Annotated in this window: 25 protein-coding genes and 1 pseudogene; 13 read left to right on the top strand and 13 right to left on the bottom strand. The window is 62.2% G+C overall.

All coding sequences use genetic code 11. From position 1 onward, the window contains the following. Positions 1-16: 16 nt before the first annotated feature. Positions 17-1,210 carry an aq_1923 C-terminal domain gene (locus NKJ32_RS14310; protein ID WP_352755181.1) on the bottom strand — a complete coding sequence of 398 codons (1,194 nt, stop codon included), beginning with the start codon at positions 1,208-1,210 and terminating at the stop codon, positions 17-19. A gap of 371 nt (positions 1,211-1,581) precedes the next feature. Here NKJ32_RS14310 and parC point away from each other — a divergent pair, with 371 nt between their 5' ends. Both parC and NKJ32_RS14300 read left to right on the top strand, forming a co-directional pair. Continuing rightward, the gene (gene parC / locus NKJ32_RS14305; protein WP_352755183.1) at positions 1,582-3,834 is read left to right on the top strand and encodes a DNA topoisomerase IV subunit A; all 2,253 of its coding nucleotides are present in this window, start codon (positions 1,582-1,584) and stop codon (positions 3,832-3,834) included. 250 nt (positions 3,835-4,084) lie between these two features. Further along, positions 4,085-5,305, top strand: coding sequence for an AI-2E family transporter (locus NKJ32_RS14300; RefSeq protein WP_352621043.1), 1,221 nt, complete (start codon positions 4,085-4,087; stop codon positions 5,303-5,305). Here NKJ32_RS14300 and NKJ32_RS14295 read toward each other — a convergent pair. The 3 genes and pseudogenes from NKJ32_RS14295 to NKJ32_RS14285 all read right to left on the bottom strand — a co-directional run bounded on the left by NKJ32_RS14295 (position 5,293) and on the right by NKJ32_RS14285 (position 7,684). Next, positions 5,293-6,189: pseudogene (locus tag NKJ32_RS14295) on the bottom strand (DMT family transporter). The gene NKJ32_RS14300 and the pseudogene NKJ32_RS14295 sit on opposite strands and share 13 nt — an antisense overlap. A 121-nt stretch (positions 6,190-6,310) precedes the next feature. Then, complete coding sequence (locus tag NKJ32_RS14290) at positions 6,311-7,075, bottom strand: arginyltransferase (protein WP_352456566.1); 765 nt, start codon at positions 7,073-7,075, stop codon at positions 6,311-6,313. 138 nt (positions 7,076-7,213) lie between these two features. After that, on the bottom strand, positions 7,214-7,684 hold the full coding sequence (locus tag NKJ32_RS14285) for an RDD family protein (protein ID WP_023674465.1): 471 nt from the start codon (positions 7,682-7,684) through the stop codon (positions 7,214-7,216). Positions 7,685-7,896: 212 nt separating this feature from the next. Here NKJ32_RS14285 and sthA point away from each other — a divergent pair, with 212 nt between their 5' ends. The 3 genes from sthA to NKJ32_RS14270 all read left to right on the top strand — a co-directional run bounded on the left by sthA (position 7,897) and on the right by NKJ32_RS14270 (position 11,093). After that, a complete protein-coding gene (gene sthA / locus NKJ32_RS14280; protein WP_352827888.1) occupies positions 7,897-9,285 on the top strand; it encodes a Si-specific NAD(P)(+) transhydrogenase in 1,389 nt (462 codons plus the stop codon). A gap of 149 nt (positions 9,286-9,434) precedes the next feature. Further along, entirely contained in the window at positions 9,435-10,643 is a 1,209-nt protein-coding gene (locus tag NKJ32_RS14275; RefSeq protein WP_352827887.1) for an MFS transporter, read from the top strand. Positions 10,644-10,715: 72 nt separating this feature from the next. Continuing rightward, positions 10,716-11,093 carry a VOC family protein gene (locus NKJ32_RS14270; protein WP_352636849.1) on the top strand — a complete coding sequence of 126 codons (378 nt, stop codon included), beginning with the start codon at positions 10,716-10,718 and terminating at the stop codon, positions 11,091-11,093. Positions 11,094-11,139: 46 nt separating this feature from the next. Here the strand turns inward: NKJ32_RS14270 and NKJ32_RS14265 are convergent, their stop codons facing one another. Continuing rightward, on the bottom strand, positions 11,140-11,796 hold the full coding sequence (locus NKJ32_RS14265; protein WP_352755187.1) for an alpha/beta hydrolase: 657 nt from the start codon (positions 11,794-11,796) through the stop codon (positions 11,140-11,142). 215 nt (positions 11,797-12,011) lie between these two features. Between NKJ32_RS14265 and NKJ32_RS14260 the strand changes: the two genes are divergently transcribed. Further along, complete coding sequence (locus tag NKJ32_RS14260) at positions 12,012-13,187, top strand: OpgC family protein (RefSeq protein WP_023674470.1); 1,176 nt, start codon at positions 12,012-12,014, stop codon at positions 13,185-13,187. A gap of 22 nt (positions 13,188-13,209) precedes the next feature. Here NKJ32_RS14260 and NKJ32_RS14255 read toward each other — a convergent pair whose 3' ends face one another. After that, positions 13,210-14,289: a LacI family DNA-binding transcriptional regulator gene (locus NKJ32_RS14255; RefSeq protein ID WP_352755189.1), complete on the bottom strand. Its 1,080-nt coding sequence runs from the start codon at positions 14,287-14,289 to the stop codon at positions 13,210-13,212. 371 nt (positions 14,290-14,660) lie between these two features. Between NKJ32_RS14255 and NKJ32_RS14250 the strand changes: the two genes are divergently transcribed. Beyond that, positions 14,661-14,804 carry a hypothetical protein gene (locus NKJ32_RS14250; RefSeq protein ID WP_023674473.1) on the top strand — a complete coding sequence of 48 codons (144 nt, stop codon included), beginning with the start codon at positions 14,661-14,663 and terminating at the stop codon, positions 14,802-14,804. A gap of 69 nt (positions 14,805-14,873) precedes the next feature. Here NKJ32_RS14250 and NKJ32_RS14245 read toward each other — a convergent pair whose 3' ends face one another. Then, the gene (locus NKJ32_RS14245) at positions 14,874-15,245 is read right to left on the bottom strand and encodes a DUF423 domain-containing protein (protein ID WP_023674474.1); all 372 of its coding nucleotides are present in this window, start codon (positions 15,243-15,245) and stop codon (positions 14,874-14,876) included. Between the two features lie 53 nt (positions 15,246-15,298). After that, positions 15,299-16,558 carry a multidrug efflux MFS transporter gene (locus NKJ32_RS14240; RefSeq protein WP_023674475.1) on the bottom strand — a complete coding sequence of 420 codons (1,260 nt, stop codon included), beginning with the start codon at positions 16,556-16,558 and terminating at the stop codon, positions 15,299-15,301. A gap of 197 nt (positions 16,559-16,755) precedes the next feature. On the opposite strand from NKJ32_RS14240, the gene NKJ32_RS14235 reads away from it, so the two are divergent. Together NKJ32_RS14235 and NKJ32_RS14230 are read left to right on the top strand one after the other, a co-directional pair. Next, entirely contained in the window at positions 16,756-17,418 is a 663-nt protein-coding gene (locus NKJ32_RS14235) for a GntR family transcriptional regulator (protein ID WP_352571474.1), read from the top strand. A gap of 96 nt (positions 17,419-17,514) precedes the next feature. Next, positions 17,515-17,772 carry a DUF982 domain-containing protein gene (locus tag NKJ32_RS14230; protein WP_023674477.1) on the top strand — a complete coding sequence of 86 codons (258 nt, stop codon included), beginning with the start codon at positions 17,515-17,517 and terminating at the stop codon, positions 17,770-17,772. A gap of 51 nt (positions 17,773-17,823) precedes the next feature. Here NKJ32_RS14230 and NKJ32_RS14225 read toward each other — a convergent pair whose 3' ends face one another. Further along, positions 17,824-17,982 (bottom strand): hypothetical protein, encoded by a 159-nt coding sequence (locus NKJ32_RS14225; protein ID WP_352449291.1) that lies wholly within the window; start codon positions 17,980-17,982, stop codon positions 17,824-17,826. A gap of 113 nt (positions 17,983-18,095) precedes the next feature. Continuing rightward, positions 18,096-19,139, bottom strand: coding sequence for an aldo/keto reductase (locus tag NKJ32_RS14220; RefSeq protein WP_352755193.1), 1,044 nt, complete (start codon positions 19,137-19,139; stop codon positions 18,096-18,098). Positions 19,140-19,419: 280 nt separating this feature from the next. Between NKJ32_RS14220 and ppk2 the strand changes: the two genes are divergently transcribed. Continuing rightward, positions 19,420-20,340 (top strand): polyphosphate kinase 2, encoded by a 921-nt coding sequence (gene ppk2, locus NKJ32_RS14215; RefSeq protein ID WP_352571473.1) that lies wholly within the window; start codon positions 19,420-19,422, stop codon positions 20,338-20,340. 49 nt (positions 20,341-20,389) lie between these two features. Here the strand turns inward: ppk2 and NKJ32_RS14210 are convergent, their stop codons facing one another. From NKJ32_RS14210 to NKJ32_RS14200, 3 genes are all read right to left on the bottom strand, one after another. Beyond that, on the bottom strand, positions 20,390-21,037 hold the full coding sequence (locus NKJ32_RS14210; RefSeq protein WP_352571472.1) for a dihydrofolate reductase family protein: 648 nt from the start codon (positions 21,035-21,037) through the stop codon (positions 20,390-20,392). A 400-nt stretch (positions 21,038-21,437) separates the two neighbouring features. Beyond that, positions 21,438-22,469: a porphobilinogen synthase gene (hemB, locus tag NKJ32_RS14205; protein WP_352571471.1), complete on the bottom strand. Its 1,032-nt coding sequence runs from the start codon at positions 22,467-22,469 to the stop codon at positions 21,438-21,440. Between the two features lie 87 nt (positions 22,470-22,556). Next, entirely contained in the window at positions 22,557-23,381 is an 825-nt protein-coding gene (locus tag NKJ32_RS14200) for a DUF8605 domain-containing protein (protein WP_023674483.1), read from the bottom strand. A gap of 145 nt (positions 23,382-23,526) precedes the next feature. Here NKJ32_RS14200 and NKJ32_RS14195 point away from each other — a divergent pair, with 145 nt between their 5' ends. The 3 genes from NKJ32_RS14195 (at position 23,527) to ldtR (ending at position 25,706) form a co-directional block, all read left to right on the top strand. Next, positions 23,527-24,570 (top strand): enoyl-CoA hydratase/isomerase family protein, encoded by a 1,044-nt coding sequence (locus NKJ32_RS14195; RefSeq protein ID WP_023674484.1) that lies wholly within the window; start codon positions 23,527-23,529, stop codon positions 24,568-24,570. After that, positions 24,567-25,022 carry a DUF6163 family protein gene (locus NKJ32_RS14190; protein ID WP_352827883.1) on the top strand — a complete coding sequence of 152 codons (456 nt, stop codon included), beginning with the start codon at positions 24,567-24,569 and terminating at the stop codon, positions 25,020-25,022. Before NKJ32_RS14195 ends, NKJ32_RS14190 begins: the two co-directional genes overlap by 4 nt. A gap of 168 nt (positions 25,023-25,190) precedes the next feature. Continuing rightward, complete coding sequence (ldtR, locus tag NKJ32_RS14185; RefSeq protein ID WP_023674486.1) at positions 25,191-25,706, top strand: transcriptional regulator LdtR; 516 nt, start codon at positions 25,191-25,193, stop codon at positions 25,704-25,706. The last annotated feature ends 140 nt before the right edge of the window (positions 25,707-25,846 follow it).

Raw genomic sequence — 25,846 nt, 5'->3', positions numbered from 1 at the left:
TTGCTTGAAAGCTCGGTCAGTTTTCGTTCGCCGTAACCGTCACGCCGAGCGTTTTCGGCAGGTCGAGCGGGTTGGACATGGCGCCCGCCATGATCAGCGCGAACGGCACCGCTGCCGGCGGCTCGGCCGAGACCTCGATGCTTTGCGGGTCGTCGAGGAATTTGTTGACCGCGGCCGAAACCTGCGCGGTCAGTTCCGGATTGTTGAGCTGCGCCATGCCGAAGGGCACGATCGCCTTGGCCTGGTTGGCGATGTCCTTGCCGGACATGCCTTGCTGCTTGCCGGCATAATCGAGCACCTTTTTGGTCAGGGAATCGTCATCGAAGCGGATCGAGGCGCTGTTGAACGAAAGCTGCTGCAGCAGCCCGAGCATGGCCATGCCTTGCGCCGAATTGTTGGCGCCTTCGGCCTGCGCCGCCATCTTCTTCTGCATCTCCTGCAGTGATTTGATGACGTCCAGCGTGTAGCCGCCGAGTTCGAAGGTCATGCCGAGCGTGCCGGCATTGTCGACCGATATTTCGTATTTCGACAAGTCCATCCTGCCGTCGGTAGGCTGCCAGGTGCCTTCCATCTCAAGATTGCCTGTTATGTTCTGGTAGCCGAGCGCGTTGATGACTTCCTTGGACTTCGGATCTTCGACCAGGGTCAGGTCGGCAGCGAATTTTTCCGTAGTGCCGGAAAACGCCATGGCCTTGCCGTCGGCCGGCGGCGTGATTGCGATGGCAAGCCCGTCCATCGAGAAAGCAGTTTTGTCAGCCACTTTGACTGTCATGTTGTCGAGCTCGGCCGATTTGTACATCATCAGCGAGCCCAGCGGACCGGTTGCGCCTTCGGCCGGAACCGTCATGTCGTGGATGACGAAAGGGCTGAGATTGAGCGTGACGCCATCTTCGCTGTGTTCGAACGGCGAAGTCGATACCGTCGCGATTTGATAGCCGCCATTGGCTTCGGTCACGCCTTCGAGCTTGACGTCGCCGATCTTGAGCGCCTCCTTTTCGGCCGCCGGTTTGACAGCTACGCCTTGCAGAACCATGCTGGAGGTGTCGCCGGTTACTCCGGTCCAGGAGAGGTCGACGCCCTGGGCGGCGAGGGCAGCCTTCAGCCGGTCGGCAACCGCGGTATCCTGCGCGAATGCCGCATTCAGCGGCAGCGTCAGCAAAAAGGTCGAAAAAGCCAGTCTTTTAATAAGTGTCGAGTGTCTGATCGTCATCGAGAGCTCCCCTGAGAGTGTCCTGAAATTCTTTTCAAATCGTCGCGTCGTCACCATTCGGTGACGAACTGGACCGGAAAAAGGCGGGCCTCGGCACAATGGTCGAAAATCGCGGCCAAAGGCAAACCCGATCCATCAGCCTTGCGATAGAAGCAGGATGTAACGGGTTGATGTTGGCCGGCGTCGTGACGCTTCCAATTCCTGTTGCATAATGGATGTCGCGCAAAAGTGTGCAGCGGGTTTTGCGATAACGGCATGTATCAAAACAAGGACCTAAAGCGTCGCATGGGGCCGGTCGAATGCGACTCGCTTTAGGAGGATGCATACCGGTGCCTCTTGCCGCGAATCACCCGCTCGGCTAGTGCCAGCCCATGGGAAAAAGGCTTTTGCCGCCCGAGAGTGGCGGCGGCGACAATATTGAGCCGGTCGATCTGAAGAAGGCGCTGGAAGAGCGCTATCTCGCCTACGCGCTGTCGACCATCATGCACCGGGCACTGCCAGACGTGCGCGACGGGCTGAAGCCGGTGCATCGTCGCATCATGCATGCCATGCGCCTGTTGCGGCTTAACCCCGACCAGGGCTTTGCCAAATGCGCCCGCATTGTCGGCGAGGTGATGGGCAAATTCCATCCGCACGGTGACCAGTCGATCTACGACGCGTTGGTGCGGTTGGCGCAGGATTTTTCGATGCGCTACCCGCTGGTCGACGGGCAGGGCAATTTCGGCAATATCGACGGCGATAACGCCGCCGCCATGCGCTACACCGAAGCGCGCATGACCGAAGTGTCGACGCTGCTTTTGGAAGGCATCACCGAGGACGCCGTCGATTTCCGCCCGACCTACAACGAGGAAGACGAGGAGCCGGCCGTGTTGCCCGGCGCCTTCCCGAACCTGCTCGCCAACGGCTCGTCCGGCATCGCCGTCGGCATGGCGACCTCGATCCCGCCGCACAATGCGGCCGAGCTTTGCGATGCCGCGCTTCACCTGATCGATCATCCGGATGCGCCCGTCACCAAGCTGATGGATTTCGTGCAAGGTCCGGATTTCCCGACCGGCGGCATCATCGTCGACAGCCGAGCCTCGATCCTCGAAGCCTACGAAACGGGTCGCGGCGGCTTTCGCGTCAGGGCGAAATGGAGCCAGGAGGACCAGGGCAGGGGCACCTGGAACATAGTCGTCACCGAAATCCCTTACGGCGTCCAGAAGGCCAGGCTGATCGAAAAGATCGCCGAGCTCTTGATGGCGCGCAAGCTGCCGCTGCTCGAGGATATCCGCGACGAGAGCGCCGAGGACATCCGCGTCGTGCTGGTGCCGAAGAGCCGCTCGGTCGATCCCGGCATCATGATGGAATCGCTGTTCAAGCTGACCGAGCTCGAAAGCCGCTTTCCGCTCAACATGAACGTGTTGTCGCGCGGCAAGGTGCCGAACGTGCTGTCGCTGAAAGGCGTGCTCAAGGAGTGGCTTGAGCACCGCCGCGACGTCTTGATCCGCCGCTCCAAGCACCGTCTCGGCGAGATCGAGAGGCGGCTGGAGATCCTCGCCGGCTATCTGATCGCCTACCTCAACATCGACGAGGTGATCAGGATCATCCGCGAGGAGGACGAGCCCAAGCAGGTGATGATGGCGCGCTGGTCACTCACCGACACCCAGGCCGAAGCCATCCTCAACATGCGGCTGAGGGCGCTGCGCAAGCTCGAGGAATTCGAGATCCGTGAGGAATTCAACGGCCTGAGCGGCGAGAAGAAGCAGATCGAGGCATTGCTCGCATCCGACGCCAAACAGTGGGCGACGATCAAGTGGGAAGTCGCCAGCATCCGTGAGAAATTCGGACCGGAGACCGAGATCGGCAAGCGCCGGACCGAGTTCGCCGATGCGCCCGAACATGACCTGACCGATATCGCCCATGCCATGATCGAGCGCGAGCCGGTCACTGTCGTCGTTTCGGAAAAGGGCTGGCTGAGGGCCATGAAAGGTCATCTGACCGATTATTCGACCCTGACTTTCAAGGAAGGCGACAGCCTCAAGCTCGCCTTCCATGCCCAGACGACCGACAAGGTGTTGGTCTTCACCACCGGCGGCAAGTTCTACACGATCGGCGCCGACCGGCTGCCGGGTGGGCGCGGCCATGGCGAGCCGATCCGCATCATCGTCGACATGGACAACGACCAGGACATCGTCACCGCCTTCATCCACGATCCCAAGCGCAAGCTGCTGCTGGTTTCGCATGACGGCAACGGGTTCGTCGTGCCGGAAGAAGAAGTCGTCGCCAACACCCGCAAGGGCAAGCAGGTGATGAACGTCAAGGCGCCCGACGAAGCCCAACGCTGCGTGAGCGTCGCCGGCGACCATCTCGCCATTGTCGGCGAGAACCGCAAGATGCTGGTATTCCCGCTGGCCGAGATCCCGGAGATGGGGCGCGGCAAGGGCGTGCGCCTGCAGAAATACAAGGATGGCGGCGTCCTCGACCTCAAGACCTTCACGCTCGCAAGCGGCCTGTCCTGGCAGGATTCGGCAGACCGCACCTTCACCAAATCGCGTGACGAGCTTGCCGAATGGATCGGCGCCCGTGCCTCGGCCGGTCGCATGGTGCCGAAGGGCTTTCCGCGCACGGGCAAGTTCGGGTGAAGCGGTAATCTCCCCCCTTGAGGGGGAGATGTCGCCGAAGGCGACAGAGGGGGTCGGAACGTCCAGACGCGACCCTTATCGCAGACAGAGGAGACTGGCGTCTCACGCGCGGCGACCCCCTCTGGCCTGCCGGCCATCTCCCCCTCAAGGGGGGAGATTAGCAGCTCCACCCAAACATTTGGAATGTCGTCACGATTGCTGCACTATATCAGGGCATAAGCGATACGATGGGCCAGGGAGAGGTAGCCGCTTGAAGGAAGTCAGGATCCAGAAGCCGGAGCGGCAGCAGCGTCTGTTTGGCCTGTCGACGCCGCTCAGGGCCGCTGTCATTCCGCCGCTGTCGGCGGCGCGCTGGCTCCTGGTGCTGATCGTTGCCGCCGGCGTTTATTTCTTCCACGGCTTCCTGTTTCCGGTCCTTGCCGCCCTGGTGATCGCCTTCGCCAGTTGGCCGCTCTATCGGCGGCTGCTCGCCGGCGTCGGCGGCAACCGCACCATCGCTGCGACGCTTGCGATCTTGTTCATCCTGACCTTCCTGGTGGTGCCGATCGCGCTTGCCGGCACCTACGCCATCAATGAGGTGCGCGAGTGGGTCAACTGGGCGATAGAGACCAACCGCTACGGTGCGCCGACGCCGCACTGGATCGCCACCATGCCCGTGGTGGGCGAATGGCTCAATGAACAATGGACGGTCAACGTTGGCCACCCCGGCGGTATCGGCGAACTGATCCAGCTGATCAGTGGCGCCAATATCGGCAGCATCTATCGCGGCGTGCTTGCCGCCGGCGGCAGCGCCTTCGGCCTTTTGCTGACGCTGCTATTCATGATGATCGCGCTGTTCTTCGCCTATCGCGACGGCGAGCATTTCGCCGGACAGGTCGATCGCCTCGGCGAACGCATCCTGCCGGCCAGATGGGAACGGATCTCACGCGTGGTGCCTGCGACAATCTCCTCGACGGTGACCGGCATGACCGTTATCGCCATCGGCGAAGGGCTGGTGCTGGGTATCGCTTACTGGTTGGCCGGCGTGCCGTCGCCGGTGACGCTCGGCGCGCTGACCGGCATCATGGCGCTGATTCCCGGCGGCGCACCGCTGTCCTTCACGCTGGTGTCGATCTATCTCGCCGCCAGCGGCTCGCCGATGGCGGGGCTGGCGCTGTTCATCTGGGGCGCGGTCGAACTCTTCATCGTCGACAAGACATTGCGCCCGAAGCTGGTCGGCGGGCCGATAAAGCTGCCCTTCCTGCCAACCTTTTTCGGCCTGATTGGCGGCGTCAAGACAATGGGCTTTCTCGGCCTGTTCATCGGCCCGGTGCTGATGGCCCTGCTGGTCGCAATCTGGCGCGAATGGCTGCGCGAAGTGGAACTGACCGATGAGCTCGCTGCCGCCGAACCGGCGGAGCACGATGACGCACCGCCGCAGATCGAAATTGTCGCCGGACGCGCCGCCGCGAAAAAGAATCAGGCCGGGTGACTGACGGCGAACGTGGCGCGGCGCTTGCGCCCCTCGTGCAACTGCCAGAGCGAATGGCCGATCAAGGTCATGATGAGGATCGCGCCGCCGATCAGGCTGTTGCGCGACGGTGTTTCGGCGAAGATCATCCACACCCAGACCGGCGCCAGCACGGTTTCAAGCAGGTAGAACATCGCCACCTACGGCCCGGAGATGTATTTCGGGCCGTTGGCGAGGCAGAAGAACGAGATCGGCATGATGACGGCACCGTTGAAGACGATCCACCATGGCGCGTTGACGTGAAAACCCACCTTGGAAACCATCAGGGTGGCGACGGCCAGCGGCAGGACCACTCCGATCAGCGCCGTGAAGCCCATATCCTTGCCGCTGGCGCGCGAGATGGTGATGGCCGCGGCGATCATGAAAGCCGAGCAAAGCGCCATCAGGTCGCCGAAGAGATGTCCGGTTCCAACGGAATCGCCGACAATGATCGTCACCCCGACGATCATCAGTGCCAGCGCTGCAAGCGTCAGGGGCCGTGGCCTCTCCTTCAGGAACAGCCATGACAAAAGGGCCGCGAACATGGTTGTGAACGCCAGGATGAAAACGAGGTTGGCTGTCGAGGTATTGTAGACACCGGTGATGAAGGCGATCGAGCCGAGCCCGTAGAGGCCGGCAACGATGAGCCCTGACCAGCCCGGCACAAGCTGCGGTGCCTTTGCGCTCAGCGAGCGCCAGGCGGCCCAGATGATAAGCGTGGCGACGAAGGTCGTGCCGGTGCGCAACAGCAGGATCGTCCACGCCTCGCCGTCGGCGAGCCGGATCAGCGGAATGTCGACGGTCAGCGTCAGCCCGCCGATGGCGGTGATCAGAAGGCCTCTCTGGTGGTCGTTGTGGGAAGACATGCGGCAATTCTCGCGTAGGCTTGGAGGCGCAAAATTGACCGCCCGGTTTTCCAGCCGATCGGCCGGAAGCCCAGCGGCATCCTCCTCGAAACAACTTAAGAGTGAATACCGAAAGCGAAGATCAGCGCGAAACCGCTTCGTGATTGTAGCGTTCCCAGCCTTTCGGGCCGAGATGCTCCTGCGGCTGGAAGCGCATCTTATAATTCATCTTGCGCGAGCCGTTGACCCAGTAACCCAGGTAGACATGGGGCAGGCCCATCGCCCTGGCGCGGGCGATGTGGTCGAGGATCATGAAGGTGCCGAGCGAACGGTCCTCGAAGTCCGGGTTGAAGTAGGAATAGACCATCGACAGGCCATCGGCCATCTTGTCTGTGAGCGCCACGGCGATCAGCTCGCCCTGGCCCTTGCCGGTGATGAAGCTGTCAGGTCCGCGGCGACGGTATTCGATGACCTTGGTGTCGACATGGGTATCCTCGACCATCATGGCGTAGTCGAGCACGGTCATGTCTGACATGCCGCCACGGCGGTGGCGGGCGTCGAGATAGCTGCGGAACAGCGAATACTGTTCGGTGGAGGGTTCGGCGTCGTGCATGGCGCCGACCAGATCCGAATTATGCTGTATGACCCGTTTCAAGTTGCGGCTGGCGGTGAATTCCTGCGCCAGGATGCGCACCGACACACAGGCGCGGCAGGTCTCGCAGGCCGGCCTGTAGGCGATGTTCTGCGACCGCCTGAAACCGCCCTGCGTCAACAGATCGTTCATCTCGGGGGCCTTGTCGCCGACCAGGTGTGTGAACACCTTGCGCTCGAACTGGCCCTCGAGATAGGGACATGGCGAGGGCGCGGTCAGAAAGAACTGCGGCGACTGGGTCGGGTGCTGCGTCATCGAGCCTTGGAAACACTCCTGCGAATCGCTCTACCTTTGGCGCGGACGCCGAAAAATTCAACAGGATTGTGAAAGCCTGGTTGATTGGACGTCTTCACATTTGTGCGCAAAGGCTGCGGCCGCGCTTCAAAAGTCTGCTCAGCGGCCGCTGCGGCTGACGACGGTGCCGAGCAGCAGGTCGTGCAGCGTGCGCTTGCGGTCGGAAAACAGGCTCACCAGCAGGACCAGCGGCGAAAGGATGACATTGCCGGCCCAAAACAGCACCGAATGCACGACGGCGGTCAGCCCGTCGATGCGGCTGCCGTCGAGCCGGTCGAGCCGGATGCCCATCATCTTCATGCCGGTGGTGGCCTGGTCTTTACTGCCGAGCGTGTTCCAGATGTAGAGGATGGCGACGGCCGGCACGAGAATGGAAAACAGCATCCAGCCGAGGCCGAGCGTCAACAGCCCGAACAGGAACACCAGGATCGCGAATGGTATGGTGAGCAGCGCGACGATGAAATAATCGATGACAAAGGCGAGAATGCGCCGCGTGCGCACGCCCTCATAGGCGCGGACATCTTCGAGCCTGCTGGTGATGATTTCGCCGTCGAGAACGCGAGCGTTCATGTCATTTCCTCGTAATCGAACCCGGGTTAATGCACGGGGCCGCTTCTTGGTGAAATGGTGAAGGTTCGCGGCGGAATCAAGATCGAGCCTTTCGCCGCCGTGTAGATGGTGACGGAGTGCCTGGGGCCGTCTGACTTGTTGAATTCACGGCGCGGATGGCGTTAGTTTGCTGCGGCGCAACAAAGCGCGCCGAGCCGAGGGGACGGGGCGACATGGACTACGACATGCTGGTCATCGGCAGCGGCCCATCCGGGCGCCGCGCCGCGGTGCAGTCGGCCAAGCTCGGCAAGTCGGTGCTGGTGGTCGACAGAGGCCGGCGTCTCGGCGGCGTGTCGGTGCATACCGGCACCATACCGTCGAAGACTTTGCGCGAGACGGTGCTCAACCTCTCCGGCTGGCGTGAGCGCGGCTTTTATGGACGCGGCTACCGCGTCAAGCAGGACATTTCGGTCGGCGATCTGGTCGAGCGCCTGCACAAGACGCTCGACCATGAGGTCGAGGTGCTGCAGCATCAGTTCATGCGCAACACGGTCAAGAGCGCGCGCGCCGCGGCAAAATTCCTCGGCGCCAACAAGGTCAGCCTGACCACCGACACCGGCGACTACAGCGAGGTTGGCTTCGCCCATGCGCTGATCGCGGTCGGCACCCGGCCGCACCGGCCGCACGACGTGCCGTTCGACAAAACACGGATTTTCGACAGTGATGAGATGCTGGAGCTCGATCGCCTGCCGCGCACGCTGACGGTGATCGGCGCCGGTGTTATCGGTGTCGAGTATGCGACGATCTTTTCGGCGCTCGACGTGCCGGTGACGCTGGTCGAGCCACGCAATACGATGTTGGATTTTGTCGACCGCGAGATCGTCGACGACTTCATCCATCAGATGCGCGACCGCGGCATGACCATCCGCTTGGGCAGTGCCGTCAAGGAGATCGCCTCGAAACCCGATTACGCCGAGGTGATGCTGGCCGACGGCCGCACCATACGTTCCGAGATCGTGCTTTATGCTGCAGGGCGTACCGGCAATGTCGGCAGCCTGGGCTTGGAAACGGTCGGCATTGATGCCGATCCCAGGGGCCGCATCAAGGTCGATCCGCAGACCTTCCAGACCAGCGCGTCCAACATCTATGCCGCCGGCGACGTCATCGGTTTTCCGAGCCTGGCCTCGACCTCGATGGAGCAGGGCAGGGTGGCCGCCTGCCATGCCTTCGGCGTGCCCTTGCCGCCGCCGCCCGAAACCTTTCCCTACGGCATCTACGCCGTGCCGGAAATCTCCACCGTCGGGCAATCCGAGGAGCAGGTGCGCGAGAGCGGTGCTGCCTACGAGGTCGGCGTGGCGCGGTTTCGCGAGACATCGCGCGGCCACATCATGGGCGTCAACACCGGCTTCCTGAAGCTTCTGTTCTCGATCGAAACACGCCGTCTGCTCGGCGCCCATATTGTCGGCGAGGGCGCGACCGAACTCATCCACATTGGCCAGGCGGTCATCAATCTCGGCGGCACCGTCGACTTCTTCGTCAACAACACCTTCAACTATCCGACGCTGGCCGAAGCCTACAAGATCGCCGGGCTGGACGCCTGGAACCGCATGGGGCGAGGGTAGACCATGATCCCGAATCGAAGGACCGCTTGGGCATCGGTTTTGCTGCGCGGACCTTCGGGATGGGGGCAGGACACTCAGCAGTGGCGCATTGCAACCGACATGGTAGCCGTTGCGTTTCAGCCAAACGGATTGCCGAACAGGGCAAAGCAATGACTGGGCCAGCGCCAAGGAAAACCTTCGCCTGGATTTCCCGAAATACGGTGCTTCTGGCGCTGGCGAGCCTGTTTGCCGACATTTCGACCGAGATGCTTTATCCGATCCTGCCGATCTTCCTAACCCAGACCCTGCACGCAAGCGGGAGCGTCGTCGGTCTGGTCGACGGAATCGCCCAGGCGACGCAGAACATCGTGCAAGGTTTTTCGGGCTGGCTCTCGGACAGGCTTCAGAAGCGGAAACCGATAGCCCTCATTGGCTATTTTCTGGCCTCTTTCGCCAAACCGCTGATCGGCGTGGCCACAGTGTGGCCGATGGTCCTGGGCGCGCGGTTTGTGGATCGGCTCGGTGCAGGTTTCCGGTCCGCTCCGCGCGACGCGCTCCTTGCTTCGTCCGTGGCCGACGAGCACCGAGGCAAAGCATTCGGCCTAGAAGGCATTGGCGACAATCTGGGAGCGTTTCTGGGGCCACTGCTCGCGGTGCTGCTTCTCATCGCGCTCAAAGTCGATATCCGCTGGATCTTCTATCTCGCGCTCATTCCCGGTCTCCTCGCCTTCCTCATGGTGGTGTTGGTGCACGAGCAGCCACTGGCCGTAGCCGCAAAGGCCAAGATCGACATCAATCTGCGGCAGTTTCCCAAAGCCTATTGGACCTATCTCTTGGTGACAGCTCTCTTCGGCATCGGCAATTCGAGCAATGCGTTTCTGATTCTGCAAACACAGGATATCGGTGCCTCTTTGGAGGCAACCATTCTTATCTATGCAGGCTTCAATCTCGTTGCGGCGCTGATTTCCTACCCGGCCGGCTTTCTATCGGACCGCTTCGGCCGCAAGGGCGTGTTACTGTCGTCCTTCGTCATCTTCCTGATCGCCTATCTCGGCTTCGTCTTGACCCGGAACATCTATCTGATCGGGCTGCTTTTTGCCTTCTACGGGTTCTATCAAGGCATCTTCCGCTCAGTCGGCAAGGCATTCGCCTCGGACTTCGTGCCGCAAGAGCTGCGTGCCAGCGGCATCGGCTGGTACAGCACCACGGTCGGCCTGCTGGAACTCGCGGCAAGCGTTGTCGCCGGACAGCTCTGGGATCGTGTAAGCCATGAGGCGGTGTTCATCTACGGCGCTGTCTTCGCCGTGGTCGGCAGTGCTGGTCTGCTTGCCCTGATCCCCTGGCGAACCGACGGTCATAGTGTGTCGGCGGCGTCGTAGTGCTGCCGGGGCGTTGCCGATGATGAGCAGCCTTTAATAAAACGTTCTACTCAAACTGAAAGGTCCCCGGTCATGACGCCCGTCAGTGTTCGCTATATTGTCGACGATGTCGCCGCTTCCATCGATTTCTACGTGAAGCATCTGGGCTTTGCCATTGAACGGGATGCGCGGCCGGCTTTCTGCTCGGTCACGCGCGGCGATCTGCGGCTTCTGCTGAGCGGGCCGGAGAGCTCGGGCGCACGGGCGATGCCGGATGGCCGCCGGCCGGTGCCGGGAGGGTGGAACCGCATCCTGCTGGTGGTGCCGGATCTGAAGCAAGAGGTTGCGCGCCTGAAGGGCGCCGGGCTCGCCTTCCGCAACGATATCATCAACGGCGTCGGCGGCTCGCAGACCCTGCTCGAAGACCCGTCCGGCAATGCGATCGAGCTATTCCAGCCCGCCGCACACTGACATTCGATGGTCGGGCCCGCGTTGTGCGTGCGCTCAATCCGCTCGTTCAGCGGTTGCCTGACCCCGCCAGCCACTGCCTGACGATTTCAGCATCCGCGTCGCCGATTTCATGGCCGGAGGCAATGGTGTGGGTCTCGACCTTGGCGCCATGCGAGCTCAGTAGAGCGGCCAACACGGGGGCGAAAGGCGCGTAGGTCAGGTCGGCGGCGCCGGCGACGATCAGAGCCCGCGCCTTCGACAGGTCGGCCGGCGGCACCTCGTCGAGCACCGGCATGGGGCGCAGCAATGCAGCGCGCTCGATGAGGCCCGGATGCAGCGGCATGACGCTTGAAACCAGATTGGCGCCGTTCGAATAGCCGAGAAAGGTCGCGCGGCGGAGATCGAGGCTGTGGCGCTTCGCGACGCCGGCGACGAAGCTTGCAAACGCATCTGCCTCCGCGCGGATACTTGCCTGCTCGAATCGCGTCGGGGTGATTCGCGTGAACCAGCGGAAACCGTCCTCCTGAGGGATGCGGCCACGGACCGTAACCAGCGCCGCATGCGGCGCGATTTGCCGACCAAGCGGCAGCAAGGTCGTCTCGTCGACACCCGATCCATGCAACAGGAACAGCCAGTCACCGGGTAAATTGGCGGATCGATGGAGCCGGTAGGAAAAGCCTGAATTCTCCTGCAAAATACCGTCTTCGAGGCTTTGCTCGGCCATAGTCACATCCTTTTGATTCCGCGTTACTTTCGTTAATTTGCCGGCTTCAAAACGGAATATTTTCAAGCTCCGCGAAAGTTGATTGAACCGGGCGCATTTCAGTCCGTTTCTTTGCCGATATAATCCCCGCGGGGGGATCGAAGCAGTGTGCGCCGGGTGGTCGCCCGAGGGATCGCATGCCGGGCATGAACAACCAGCTTTAAGGCCTTTTATCGATGACCATGCCAGTTTCGCCGGAACGCGATACGCGTATTGATGTGTTCCGGGCTCTCGCCCTCCTGACCATATTCGTCGACCACGTGCCTGGCACCGTTTTCGAAACCCTGACCTACAAGAATTTCGGGTTTTCGGATGCGGCCGAGGCCTTCGTGCTGATCTCCGGCATGTCCGTCGCTCTCGCCTACGGCACTAAGTTCCAGCCGGGAAACCGGCTGATTGCAACACTGAAAATGTGGCGCCGCGCCGGTGTGCTCTATGTCACCCACATCGTCACGACGATGGTGGTCATGGCTATCTTCTGCGCGGCGGCGGTGTTTGCGAAACGGCCGGATCTTCTGACGCTGATCAACATCGAGCCGCTCGTCAGGAACCCGCCACAAGTCCTGGTCGGCATCGTCACGCTCGGCCATCAGCTCGGTTACAACAACATACTGCCGGTCTATGCGGCGCTGCTGTTGATGGCTCCGGTCTTCCTGCTGTTCATCAGCTACCGGCCACTGGCGGCGCTCGCAGTATCCGCAGCCCTTTGGCTGATTGCCGGAATCTACCAGATCGCGCCGCCGAACTACCCGGAGCCCGGCTTCTGGTTCCTCAATCCGCTGTCATGGCAATTGCTGTTCAATATCGGCATGGCCAGCGTGTTGCATGTGCGGCGCGGCGGCACCATCCCTGTCAATCGCTGGCTGGTCGGCGCGGCCGCCGCCTATGTGCTGACGGCGCTCGTCTGGGTGCACAGCCCGCTGTGGGGGCATGTGTCGTGGCTCGACCTGCCGGTGGTGCTGACCGGTTTCGACAAGACGTTCCTGTCGTTGCCGCGGCTGCTGCACATCCTGGCGATGAGCTACCTAGTCGTCGCCTTGCCTTTCGTCTCGAACCTGTTCCGCACCGGCCGCGACAATCCGCTCGCCATATTGGGCAAACGCTCGCTGCCGGTTTTCATTGCCGGCACGGTGATTGCCATGGCGGCGCAGGTGATGAAGCTGGTCAACCCGGGCGGCTTTGCCTATGACAGTCTGCTGCTCGCCGCCGGCATCGCCATGCAGTTCGCGCTCGCCTTCTATCTGGAATGGCTGTCCGCTATCGGCTGGTCCGGCAAGGGCAAGCCGGTCCGCAACGAGGCGCCGCCGGTCCGTCCATCCTTTGGCATCGGTCCGATGGCGGCCAATCGATAAGATTTGGAGCCGATCTGCCCAGTCAACCTGTGCCTGGCGGCGGCCCGGACGACGCCCTGACGACAAGTTCGACGCCGAGCGTTTCTCGCCGCACCGTGCCGTCGAAGTCGAGGATTCTTCGCGCTGCCCGGCGGCCGATCTCGGCGATCGGCTGGGCGATGGTGGTGAGCGGAGGCTCGCAAATTGCGGCTTCAGGCACGCCGTCGAAGCCGACGACGGAAACATCGCGAGGAACCGCGATGCCCCGCGCGCTGAGCCATTCCAATGCTTCCATCGCGACCCGGTCCGACATCGCCAGGATGGCGGTCGGCGGTTCTGCCGAGGCGAAGAGGGTTTCGAGGCCGGCCTTTGTGCTGGCCTCATCGTTTTCAGTCTCGTAGACCGGCACCTTGGCGGTATCGACGCCGAACCGGGAAAGCTCTTCGAGATAGCCGAGGAGGCGGTCACGGGTTCCTGTATAGACTGCGGTCCGGACCTGCTCGGGCGAGACAAGTCCGGTGCTGTCGTCGGCGAAGGCCAGCGACAGCACGGCGAAGCGGCGATGTCCAAGTTCCGCCAGATGGCGCGCCGCGAGCCGGCCGCCGGCAACATTGTCGACGCCGATCGCGGAGACCGTGGCGTCCTGCGAGCCGAGCTCGAGCGCGACGAAGGGGAGCTTGCGTTCGCGCGTCAGCTCGACGAGGCGCGGACCGCCCTCGATGCAGAACAGGATGAAGCCGTCGACCAGGGCGCTCTGGATATTCCAGGCAAGTTTTTCCTCGTTGCCGGCCGACACGAGGGCTATTCCCGCGCCGGTGGCGTCGCATGCCTCCGAGATGCCGGCCATCATCACGCGCGCAAAGGGGTCGTCGAAGAAATAGGACAGCGGCTCGGTTGTGGCGACGCCGATCGCATTGACCTTGCCGGCGCGCAGCAGGCGGCCCTTTGGATCGGGGCCGGCGTAGCCCAGCGCGTCGGCCGCCGCCTTGACCCGCTCGCGGACTTCCTCGCGTACGATTTCGGGACGGCTGAAGACATTGGAGGCAGTTCCGTGTGATACGCCCGCGGCTTTGGCGATGTCCGCCAGCCGGATGGGCCTCCTGCCTTCGGTGAGTGATGCCATTTGTTTGTCTCCGGGACTCCGGTCCAACAGTATCCCCGACTACCTAACACCTTCGTTGGATCGATTCAAATTTTTGCTTGACATTTGTGGTGCGATGCGTATTTTTTGAATCGATCCAAGAGCGTTTTTCGCCCCCAGATTGGATCGATACAATAGGAGAGCGCCATGCACCCCGTCAATTATCTGTTCGAGGACATTTACCGGAACGACTGGAGCATCCGTTCGAGCGCGGAGGCCCGGAAGCGGCGAGACAGGACCGGTCCGTGGATTCGCGACCTGGGTTTCCTCGTAGGACGCAAGCGGAGCTGATCGGTGGCCTATTTTTGTGCCCGCTGATTGGATCGAGTCAAAAAACTAGAGGAGATTAAACCATGCACCCGATCAAGCATCTGTTCGAAGACATCTATCGCAATTATTGGGGCATCTCGCCGGCCACCGAACGGCCGGAGCGGCGGCGTGTAGTCAAGACGACCAACAGCGATGGCCAAGTCCGGCCCGAACGTCCGCGAGACTGAGCTGGCAAGACAGAGCTCGTGGATCGAGGGCGGCTGGCGAAGGAGCAGCGGCGGCCATTGGTTGCCGCATCAATGGCGGCGCGGGCGCACCAGCGCCGAGGCGGCCATCATCAGCCAGCCGCCGATGAGCAACGTGCCGCCGATCGGCGCCGACATCGGGAACAGCCGCGAGCCAAGGAAGTCGCGGGCCAAAAGATCTCCCGAGAATAGCAGAAGCCCGACGAGAAGGATGAGGCTTCCGGTTCGCAGGATGCTATTGCCACCGAGCAGCCCGACGGTAAGGAAGACCGGCGCATGCAAGAGCAGGAAGGATGCGGCCGTACCGACGAAAGCGCCGCCGAGATGTGCCGCCGCCGCCGAAAGCGCCACGCCGGTTGCGCCGCATAGGCCGCCGGCAAGAACCAGAATGCGGCCGCCTGCCGCGTGTTCATCCGTGCTCATTTCCACGCCTCCGTGATTCCTGGCGACCGCCTGAGATAGTGCCGCGAACCGTGTCAGGATTTGCCGGCTTCCGCCAGCATGTCGCGTTCGCGGCGCGACTGGACCAGCCAGTTATAGGCCGCTCCGCCCGCCATCAGAATGGATGTGCCGAGAAACACCGAGCGCATACCGAAATGGCCGCCGGCGAAGCCGCCGAGCAACGGTCCGGCGACCTGCCCGACATATTGCGCCGAGATCGACAAGCCCAGCACGTTGCCGCCGACCCCGTCGGGCACATTGTGGCGGATGACGCTGGTGATGCAGGGCAAAAGACCGCCAAGCGCCAGGCCCATCAGGAAACGCAGGCCGACGAGCTGCCAGCCCTGGGTAACGAAGGCCTGCGGGATCAGCAGCAGCGCCGAGACGGCGAGTGCGGCAACGATGACGTTCCAGTGGCCGATACGGTCGGCGAGCTTGCCGAGCCGCGACGCCGACAGGATGGCGCCTAGCGCTGCCGCGGACATGACGATGCCGGAGACCAGCGTGACCTGGCTCTGATCTTCGATGAGCTGCTGGACATAGACGGTGATGATCGGCTCGATCGACATGGTGGCGAAACTCAACAGCATGCCGGTCGCCAGCATGGCGACGACGGGGCGCTTGTCGGGAATCTGCGACCAGCCGTCTTTCACTTTTTCTTCTGACGCGGCCTTGGCGGCAACCGGGCGAGGGGCCTCCTTGATCAGCAAGGTGGTTGCCAGAAAAGCCAGGAAAATGACGCCGCCGGCGAGCAGGAATGTGGCGCGGATGCCAATCAGCGGCGGCAGCGCGCCGCCAAGCAGCGGACCGACCAGGGCACCGGCCGTGATTCCGGCCGACAGCACGCCCAGCGCCCAGCCGGAGCGATCCTTCGGCGTCTGCATGGCAACCAGGATGGTCGAGCCCGAAGAATAGCCGCCGGCAAAGCCGATCAGCAGGCGCAAGAGCACCAATTGCCAGACGGTCTGCACCATGCCGGTCAGCGACATACACAGCGCCATGCCGAAACTGGCTCGCACCAGCATCAGTTTGCGGCCGTAGCGGTCGCCTAGCCGCCCCCACAGGGGCGCGACCAGCGCGGCAGCAAGGAAGGTGGCGCCGTAGGCGATGCCCGACCACTGCACGATCGCCGCATGGCCCTCGGCGCCCAGCTGCTCGACGTAAAGCGGCAGGAAGGGCAACAGCAGCGTCATCGCTACAAGCGTGCTGAACGAGCCGGCAAAACACACGGCGAGATTGCGGCGCCAGTGGACGTTGTGCGTGCCTTGCATGGCGAGGGCGGCGTCTTGCGGCATGTCATGTCCTGTCCGGCCAGCTTGCATGAAACTTGCTACGGATACCAATTTGGGATACCAAACTGGTATCTGTCATGAACGCAAGCCCCGTCGCTGTCAATGCGGGCCTCTCAAATATGATCGACAAAGGCCGGCGTGATCGGCCAACGCCGGCCAGTGACCCGATTGCCGGAACAAATGACCTGAACGGAACGCCAATGTCGCAGATGCAGAACGTCGAAAAGCAGCTTCGCGAGATGATCCTCGGGCTCGAGATCGGTCCCGGCGAGCGGCTGACGGAGCGCTGGGTCGAAAGCCGCTTCGGTGCATCGCGCACGCCGGTCAGGGCGGCATTGCTGCGGCTCGAGACTGAAGGCCTGATCTGCCGCGACGGCCGCGGCTGGACGGTCTCGCCCATCAATCTTGCTGAACTCGAGCAGATCGCCGTCTATCGCGAGGCGGTCGAGGTCGCGGCACTCAGACTAACTTGCACCTTGCAGGACAGAAGTGCCGTCGAAATCATCGAGGCGATGCTCGATTCTTGCGACGACAAGACGCCGCGCGAGGAATGGCATCGCGTCGGCAGGGATTTTCATATCGAGTTGGCGCGTCTATCCGGCAACGAGTTCCTGTTCAGAGCGGTTCGCGACGTGATGACACGCCTGTCGCGCGCCCGCTGGCTCGAGGTTCGCGACGAGGCAGCGCTCGGCCGTGCCTGGGCCGAACACCATGCCATTCTGTCGGCGGTGCGGGCCGGCGATGCCGATAGCGCCGCCCGCCTGCTTTCGGCCCATATCATCGGCAGCCGCGACCGGCTGGTGACCTCGCTGCGCAACGACCGGCGCGGCCTGCGCGCCCGGGGATTTGCCGTCGTCGCTTGAGTGAGGATCGGCTGCCATTGATCACGAAAAGAGCAGATGAGCGAAGAATGCTACTTTCGGTCTCGCTTCGCAAATGCCGATGGCGTAAGAGCAGCGATGGAAAACAACCGATTTGACACACCCGTGACCGTCAAGGGCGCGGCGGGAAGCAATCAGCTCTTGCGTACGGCCCGCGAGGCTTCCGACTACCTCCTCAACAATTGGCCCGGCAAGCGCAGCCCCAAGCACCGCGAAGCGTTGCAAGCCTGTCATGATGCGCTGGCCGGCGACAAGCCGGCCATGAACGCAAGACGGGCCTTTATTGCCGCCGCGCGTGAAGTGAACGTCTTCGTCAGCGACAAGGCGCCCGCCTGAGGCATAGCGGGATTTGACCGAGGCCCGGACCGCCTGACAGGCCGGGCGTCATCACTCGGTCGTTTCGGTTTTGGTTTGGGACTCGCTCTCGCCCTCGGGCTTCGATCGCTCCTTGGCTGCGACCTTGGCAGCCTGCTTTTCCGCCTTCTTGGCAGCCTTCTGCCGGTCGCGTTCCTTGCGTTCCTGACCGTAGTTCGGTGCTCGTGCCATATCGTTTCCTTTCATTGTGCTTGGCCTTTGCCTAGGAGCATTGGACCGCAAACACAACACCGCAAGGCACGATCGGGCTCCATATCTCGGCGCAGTCCGGAGAGCCCGGCTTTTCAGGCGCCGTCGCGGTCGAGGACGAGATCGGCCGGCCCGAACCGGTCCTTTGCCGTGAATTGCTGGTGCCAGTAGGGATAGAGCACGGGCGGCCTGCTGACCACGTCGAGGCGTGTGCGCTCCTCATCGCCAAGCACCAGGCTTGTAGCGGCGATATTGTCTTTGAAATGCGCTTCGGTTCGTCCGCCGATCACCAGCGAGCTGACGGCGGGCCGGCCGAGCAGCCAGGCAAGCGCCACCTGCGCCGGCGACACGCCGTGGTTATTGCCGATATCGATCAGCGTGTCGACGATCCGCCACAGCCGGTCCTCGTCGCGGATCGGCGGTTCCGACCAGCCGCTGAGCTGGCGGGCGGTCGGCTGGTCACGGTGGTATTTGCCGGACAGCAACCCGCCGGCAAGCGGGCTCCAGACCAGCACGCCGAGCCCCTGGTCGACCGAGATCGGCAACAATTCATACTCGGCCTCGCGCGCTTCCAGCGTGTAATGGATCTGCTGGGTGACGAAGCGCGGCTGGTGCTGACGGTCGCTGATGCCAAGCCCCTTCATAACTTGCCAGCCGGAATAATTGGAGCAGCCGACATAACGGACCTTGCCCTGCGCGACCAGCGTGTCGAGCGCGGCGATGGTTTCCTCAAGCGGTGTCAGGCCATCCCACTCGTGCAGGAAATAGATGTCGATGACATCGGTCCTGAGGCGCTTCAGGCTCCTCTCGCATTCGCGGATCAGATGGTAGCGCGACAGGCCTTCATCATTGGGGCCTTTGCCGATCCGCATGCGCGCCTTGGAGGCGATCAACACGTCGCCCTTGCGCTTGCCGCCGAGCGCCTCGCCGATGATCTCTTCCGACACCCCGTTCGAATAGACGTTGGCGGTGTCGATGACATTGACGCCGGCATCGATGCAAAGGTCGATCATCCGACGCGCCTCGTCGAGGTCGGTCTTGCCAACCGCCGAAAACGCGCCGCCGCCGCCGAATGTCATGGTGCCCATGGTCAGGGTCGAAACCTTCAGCCCGGAACGGCCGAGAGTGCGGTATTCCATGTCGTATCCTCACGATTTATCGGGAAAGGGCGTTGCAAACGACAGCCCCTCAGTGAACCGGGCATTTGTAGGATAATTCGTTCCGCTTGTCGCCCGCCCCGCAGGGCAAGCTCGATCACATCTTGCGGATTGAACGCACAGCCAGCGCAGTAGTGGCTGCAATAAAACCGTCATTGCCGACCTATACTAACATCGGTCCAGCGCTTCGATTTCCGGCCGCCGGGCCGGGCGGCAGAGCGCCTGACAGCGGCCGACAAGGCCTGTAAGCGGAGCAGCGCAAATGACCGAGATAAAACAGAATTCCCCGGCCAGGGACTGGCTGGAAGCGGAACTCGCCGACACGCTCGACGAAGATTATGAGCTGGAAATCTCGGAGCCGGCGCTGTCGATGGAGATCGCCAAGATCTACAAGAATGCGCATCCGCCATCGATCGACCGCCTGCAGTATTTTCGCAATCTCATCACGCTGCAATCCGAATTGATCAAGCTACAATCCTGGGTCGCCTATCACAAGAAGAAGCTCGTCGTGGTCTTCGAGGGCCGCGACTCGGCGGGCAAGGGTGGTGTTATCAAGCGCATCACCCAGAGGCTTAATCCGCGCATCTGCCGCGTCGCAGCACTTCCGGCGCCGACCGAGCGCGAGAAGTCGCAATGGTATTTCCAGCGCTACGTTCCGCATCTGCCGGCCGGCGGCGAGATCGTGCTGTTCGACCGCTCCTGGTACAACCGCTCCGGCGTCGAGCGGGTAATGGGCTTTGCCCAGCCGGATCAGGTCGAGGAGTTCTTCCGCGACGTTCCGGAATTCGAACGCATGCTGGTCCGCTCAGGCATTACGCTTGTCAAATACTGGTTTTCGATCACCGACGAGGAGCAGCAGATGCGCTTTTTGATGCGCATCCATGACCCGATGAAGCAATGGAAACTGTCGCCGATGGATCTCCAGTCGCGCGTGCGCTGGGAGCAGTACACCAAGGCCAAGGAAGAAACGTTCGCCCGCACCAATATTCCGGAAGCCCCGTGGTTCATCGTCGAGGGCAACGACAAGAAGCGGGCACGGCTGAACTGCATCGACCATCTGCTCAAGCAGATGCCCTATGAGGAGGTGCCGCACGAAGAGATCACACTGCCGGAGCGCGTCTTCAATCCCGAATACGAGCGCCAGGTACTGCCGCGCGAACTGTATGTGCCGGAGAAGTACTGACTAAAGCGGCGAGGAAGGCGGCGCCTCCATGGCGGCGCCCTGCAACAAGCTAGGTGCGCTCGATGATGACATGCGTGGCCTTCGGCGTCGCGACCTGCTCGCTGCAGCGATAGCCGAGCTTGGGCATGTCGATGCCGGCAAAAAGGCTCTCGCCGGCGCCTAGCAGGACCGGTGAGATCGCCAGATGCATTTCGTCGATGAGCTTTTCCTTGAGATATTGCCGGATCGTAGAAACGCCACCGCCCAGCCGTACATCCTTGCCGTCAACCACTGCTTTCGCCTTCTCCAGCGCTGAGTGGATGCCGTCGGTCACGAAATAGAAGGTCGTGCCGCCCTCCATGACAATGGGATCACGTGGATGGTGCGTGAGCACGAAGACCGGCACATGGTAGGGCGGGTTGTCACCCCACCAGCCTTTCCAGCTGTCATCCGGCCATTCGCCGCGGATCGGCCCAAACATGTTGCGGCCCAGGATCCACGCGCCGATGTTTTTGAAGCTGCGCGCGGCGAACGCCTCGTCAGTGTCCGTGGTCCCGCCATCCTTGCCGAGGACCATCTTGCGGAAGGTGCGGGTGCCGAACATCCATTCGTGCAGGGCTTCCCCGCCAACACCCAGCGGGTTCTTCAGGTCTTGGTCGGGACCGGCGCCGAAGCCGTCGATCGACAAGGTGAAAGCGCTGACGCGAAGTTTGGACATGAGAGCCTCCTCGATAACCAATTGTGAGATGCAAGCAGTTATCGGGGTAGCTTAACTGATTGCATTTTGCAAGCGGTATTTTGAATCGCCGGCGGGGCAATCGCTTCCAAATCATGTTGGAATAACTAATCTCAATGTCGGCGCCGCCCGTCATCCGCCTGCCGGCAGCTTCTCCCTGTATAGTGACGGGGAGAAGGGGCTGGCCGCAACGTCGATATTTTTGCAACGCTGGAGATTGGTGAAATCTTTTACGAACGCGTCTTTCTCCCTGCCACTTTACGGCGAGAAATGCCCGGCAGGGCAACGAGGGGCAGCGTAAACTTGAAGCGATGTCCTGCGGCGTTCCATGTCGCGCTTTGGACGAACGAACACTACTCGATGTAGACGCTACAAAGGCGCATCACCCCTTGAGCATCGCCGCCACTTCGGGCGCAAAGTAGGTGAGAATCCCGTCGCAGCCGGCGCGCTTGAAGGCGAGCAGCGATTCCAGCATCGCCTTTTCGCCATCGATCCAGCCATTGGCGGCGGCGGCCTTGATCATCGAATATTCGCCCGAGACCTGATAGGCGAAGGTCGGCATCTGCAACTCGTCCTTGAGCCGCCGGATGATGTCGAGATAGGGCAGGCCGGGCTTGACCATCAGCATGTCGGCGCCCTCGGCGAGATCCTGCTCGGCCTCGCGCACCGCTTCGTCGGAATTGGCGTGGTCGATGTAATAGGTCTTCTTGTCGCCCTTGAGCAGGCCGGCGGTGCCGACCGCCTCACGATAGGGGCCGTAAAAGGCGGATGCGAACTTGGTCGCATAGGACATGATCGCCACATCCTGAAATCCATTGGCGTCGAGCGCATCGCGGATGGCACCGATCCGGCCGTCCATCATGTCCGAGGGGGCAATGATGTCGGCCCCCGCCGCCGCCTGGATGACTGCCGCCGCCGTCACCTGCTCCACCGTTTCATCATTGACGATAATGCCCTCGCGCAAGATGCCGTCATGGCCATGCGAGGTGAAAGGGTCAAGCGCGGCGTCGGTGATGATGCCGATCTCCGGCACCGCGTGCTTGATGGCGCGGGTGGCACGGTTGATGATGTTTTCCGGATCGAGGATATGCGAACCGGTCTGATCGCGCAGGCCGAGCTCGACATTGGGGAAAGTGGCGATCGCCGGAATGCCAAGTTTGGCCGCTCGCTCAGCCTCCTTGACGGCGAGGTCGAGCGACAGGCGGAACACGCCGGGCATGGCGGCAATCGGTTCGCGCACTTGTCTGCCGTCGACGACGAAGATCGGCCAGATCAGATCGTCGACCGACAGCCGGTTCTCCTGGACAAGGCGGCGCGACCAATCGGCCTTGCGCATGCGCCGCAGCCGCCGGCTGCCGGTGATCTCGTCGACGCTGCGCGCGCCGGCAGGCTTTGCAGGGGTGAATTTGTTCATCGCAAAAACTCCGGATCGGGCGGCTTTTACCACGAGCTTTCGCTGCTGACCAATGCGACACGATTGTGCCAGCGGTCCTGTCGGGCGCTATTCTGGTTGCCCATTGCCCGATAGGATCTGCGCAGCACCCCGCATGGCGACGCGGAATGCCTCGTCGAAGCTGACGCCGCGCACTTGCCAATTGTAGCTCTTGCCATTCAAGGCAAGCCGCCAGTCGGCTATCCAGCCCAGTTCCTTGTCGCTCCAGACGATACTGCCGGCGAGCGCCTGGTCGGCTCCGGCCTTCCTGGCAAGCTGGTCCAGCGTCGTGATATCGGCATGGCGCAGGGCCTGGTCGTTAAGCTTTGAGGCCGATAGCAGCGACGCTTCGGGAAACACAATCCGCATGACCAGCGGACCGGTGGCGTTGACGAACGATTCGCGCATCGCCGCCCCGCGCTCATCGTCGGCGGTCAGCACGAACTGCCTTGTGCCTTGCTCCGCCGCCAGGAAAATTACCAGGCGTGGCCGCTCGCCAAGCCATGGTTTGCTGCCGAGCGTGGCAAGCACCGGATCGATAACGTCAGGCCTGTACAGACAAGTGAGATCGTGCGGCCGGTCATGGGTGCCCTGTTCGTCATGGACCGGAATGCCTTCGAGACGGTCGCGATAGCGGAATTCGGCAACGAAGCTGCCGGCCTTGTCGCGCAGCGCCGCCATCTCAGTTCTCTTCGGCAGCCGCTGATCGCCGGACACACGAACCAGCACCGCATCGAGGCAGGCCTTGAAACCGATCTGCCTGTTGACCTCGCCCTGGCCGGTGACGATGGTCTGCGATTGATAGAGCTCGTCGACGGTTCCGGCCGATACGGGAGGAGCGTTCGCAGCGATCAGGCCGACCACCACAACAGCAAGGCGCGGCAACCAAGGCATGGTTCAACCTTCCGGTTCAAAGCGCCAGCATTAGCACTGGGTGACGCCGACGACCATGCAGCGGATTGGGCGCCGCCATTGACGCGGCCATGCGCCACGCTTTAGCACTTCACTCCCGGCGGGCGCGGGGAGGGATTCTCTGGCGATGGATTTTGGCGGAGGCGACGAGATTCGCTTCGAAAGATTGGGCAGGGCCGGCGTCGTCACGCTGACGCGGCCGCAGGCGCTCAATGCCGTAACCCACCGCATGGTCAAGGCCCTGGACAAGGCGCTGCGCAGTTGGGAGCGCGACGACGGCGTCGACGTTGTCGTCGTCAAGGCCGAGGGCAGGGCATTTTCGGCGGGCGGCGACATCCTCCACATCTACGAAGCCGGCCGCGCAGGAAGGCCTCCGGTCGATTTCTTCGCCGATGAATACCGGCTGAATGCCCGCATCGCCCGCTTCAAGAAACCCTATGTCGCGGTGATCGACGGCATCGTCATGGGCGGCGGCGTAGGTATCTCCTTCCATGGCTCGCAGCGAGTGCTGACCGAGAACGCCCAGTTTGCCATGCCCGAGGTCGGCATCGGCTTTTTCCCGGATGTCGGCGCCAGCCATCTGTTGCCGGATCTCGGCGGCAGCTTCGGCATGTATCTGGCGCTGACCGGCAACCGCATCCGCTATGGCGATGCTTTGTGGTCGGGCCTCGCCACCCATACGATCAAGGCGGAGGGCCAGGCCGGCTTCCTCGACCGTCTGGCGGAAAGCGGCGACCCGGAATCGGTGCTGCGCGGCTGCTTCGTCCCGGCCAGGCGCGAGACCGACAGGCCGACGCTGGAAGCCATCGCCCGGCATTTCGCGCAGCCGTCGCTGGCCGATATCGTCGCTAGCCTGGAGCGGGCAGCCGCTGCCGACGAGTTCGCGGCAAAGACGCTGGCCACCATCCGCACACGTTCACCGACCAGCTTGCATGTTGCATGGCGCCAGATCAGCGCCGGGCAGACGTTGTCGATGGACGAGTGCATGAAAATGGAGTTCCGTATCCTCAACCGCATGCTTGCCGGGCACGACTTCTATGAAGGTATCCGCGCCGCCATCATCGATAAAGGCTCGACGCCGCAATGGCGGCCGGCAGGCATCGATGACGTCAGCGCCGCCAACGTCGACGCCTATTTCGCACCGCTCGGCGAACGGGAACTGAAGCTGTGAGCGAGGTCGCCTCGAGACGCGTGGTGCTGCAGCCCTCGACGATCGAGGTCATCTTCGCCTGGTTCCAGCGCGTCATCGCCGGCTACTGTCTGCTGTTCGGCATCTTGTACTGGATCCGGCTGATCGGCTTTTACCCCGGCCCGTTGTGGCGCTTCGACCTGATGCCGGTGCACTGGCAGGTGGCGGCGGTGGTGCTGGCGGTGTTTTTTCCGTTCGCTGCCGCCGGCCTCTGGATGCTGGCGTCCTGGGGGCCGGTGATCTGGTTCATCTGCGCGGTGACCGAGTGCGTCATGTATGCCGGCTTCCCCGAGCTGTTCGGCCACCGGCCGCTGATCGTCGCCTCGCACCTTGCGGTGGCGCTGCTCTACATAGTGTTCCGCGTGGTGATCTGGATCCAGAAGCGGCAACCCGGCGATAGCAATTCCGGCCAGGATCGTTGGCTAAATCTTTAGGTTAATTATCCTTGCTCGGGTGACCGTCCGTTAAGCCTCTTTCGAAACCCCTTACCGGTAAGCTCTTGTTAGCCTTGGCGTTTAAGTCGAATTTTATGAGTATTCGATAGTGTCGCGATCAAGGTGAAGAACAAAAAATCACCGGGCGACAAACGAGAGGCAAAGACAATGATCAATTCGCGTCCGGCGGCGAAGACCGCCAACGTATCCGATGACCGCCGCGAGGCGATCCGTTCGCTGTACATGGAATCGCTGCAGCTGGTCGAGCGGCTGCATCGCCGTCTGCTTGACGTGATCAAGGACGAATTCGACCGCAACGGTCGCTCCGACATCAACGCCATCCAGGCGCTGCTCCTGTTCAACATCGGCAATTCGGAGCTGACCGCCGGCGAACTGCGCTCGCGCGGCTATTATCTCGGCTCGAATGTCTCCTACAATCTGAAGAAGCTGGTCGATCTCGGCTTCATCAACCACCAGCGCTCGCGCATCGACCGCCGTTCGGTGCGGGTTTCGCTGACGCCGAAGGGCAATGAGGTGGCGGAAGTCGTCGCCGGCCTCTACGAGCGCCATGTCGGTTCGATCGAGCAGGTTGGCGGCATCAACACGGAAGAGTTCAAGCAGATGAACCGCGCCCTGCAGCGCCTGGATCGGTTCTGGAACGATACCATCGCCTACCGGATGTAATCGCATCCGCCGCATCAAGATCTGAAGCTGGACTACGGAAATGCTGCCGCGGAGTGGACCAAAGGCCGGTGCCGAAAAGCACCGGTCTTGCCGTTTCGTCAGGCCGGCCGATCCAAATTCGAGCAACAGCCACGTTGCCG

This window comes from Mesorhizobium sp. M0159 (genome assembly GCF_040322295.1).
Lineage (GTDB): Bacteria > Pseudomonadota > Alphaproteobacteria > Rhizobiales > Rhizobiaceae > Mesorhizobium.
This window is presented reverse-complemented; position numbering and strand designations above follow the sequence as displayed.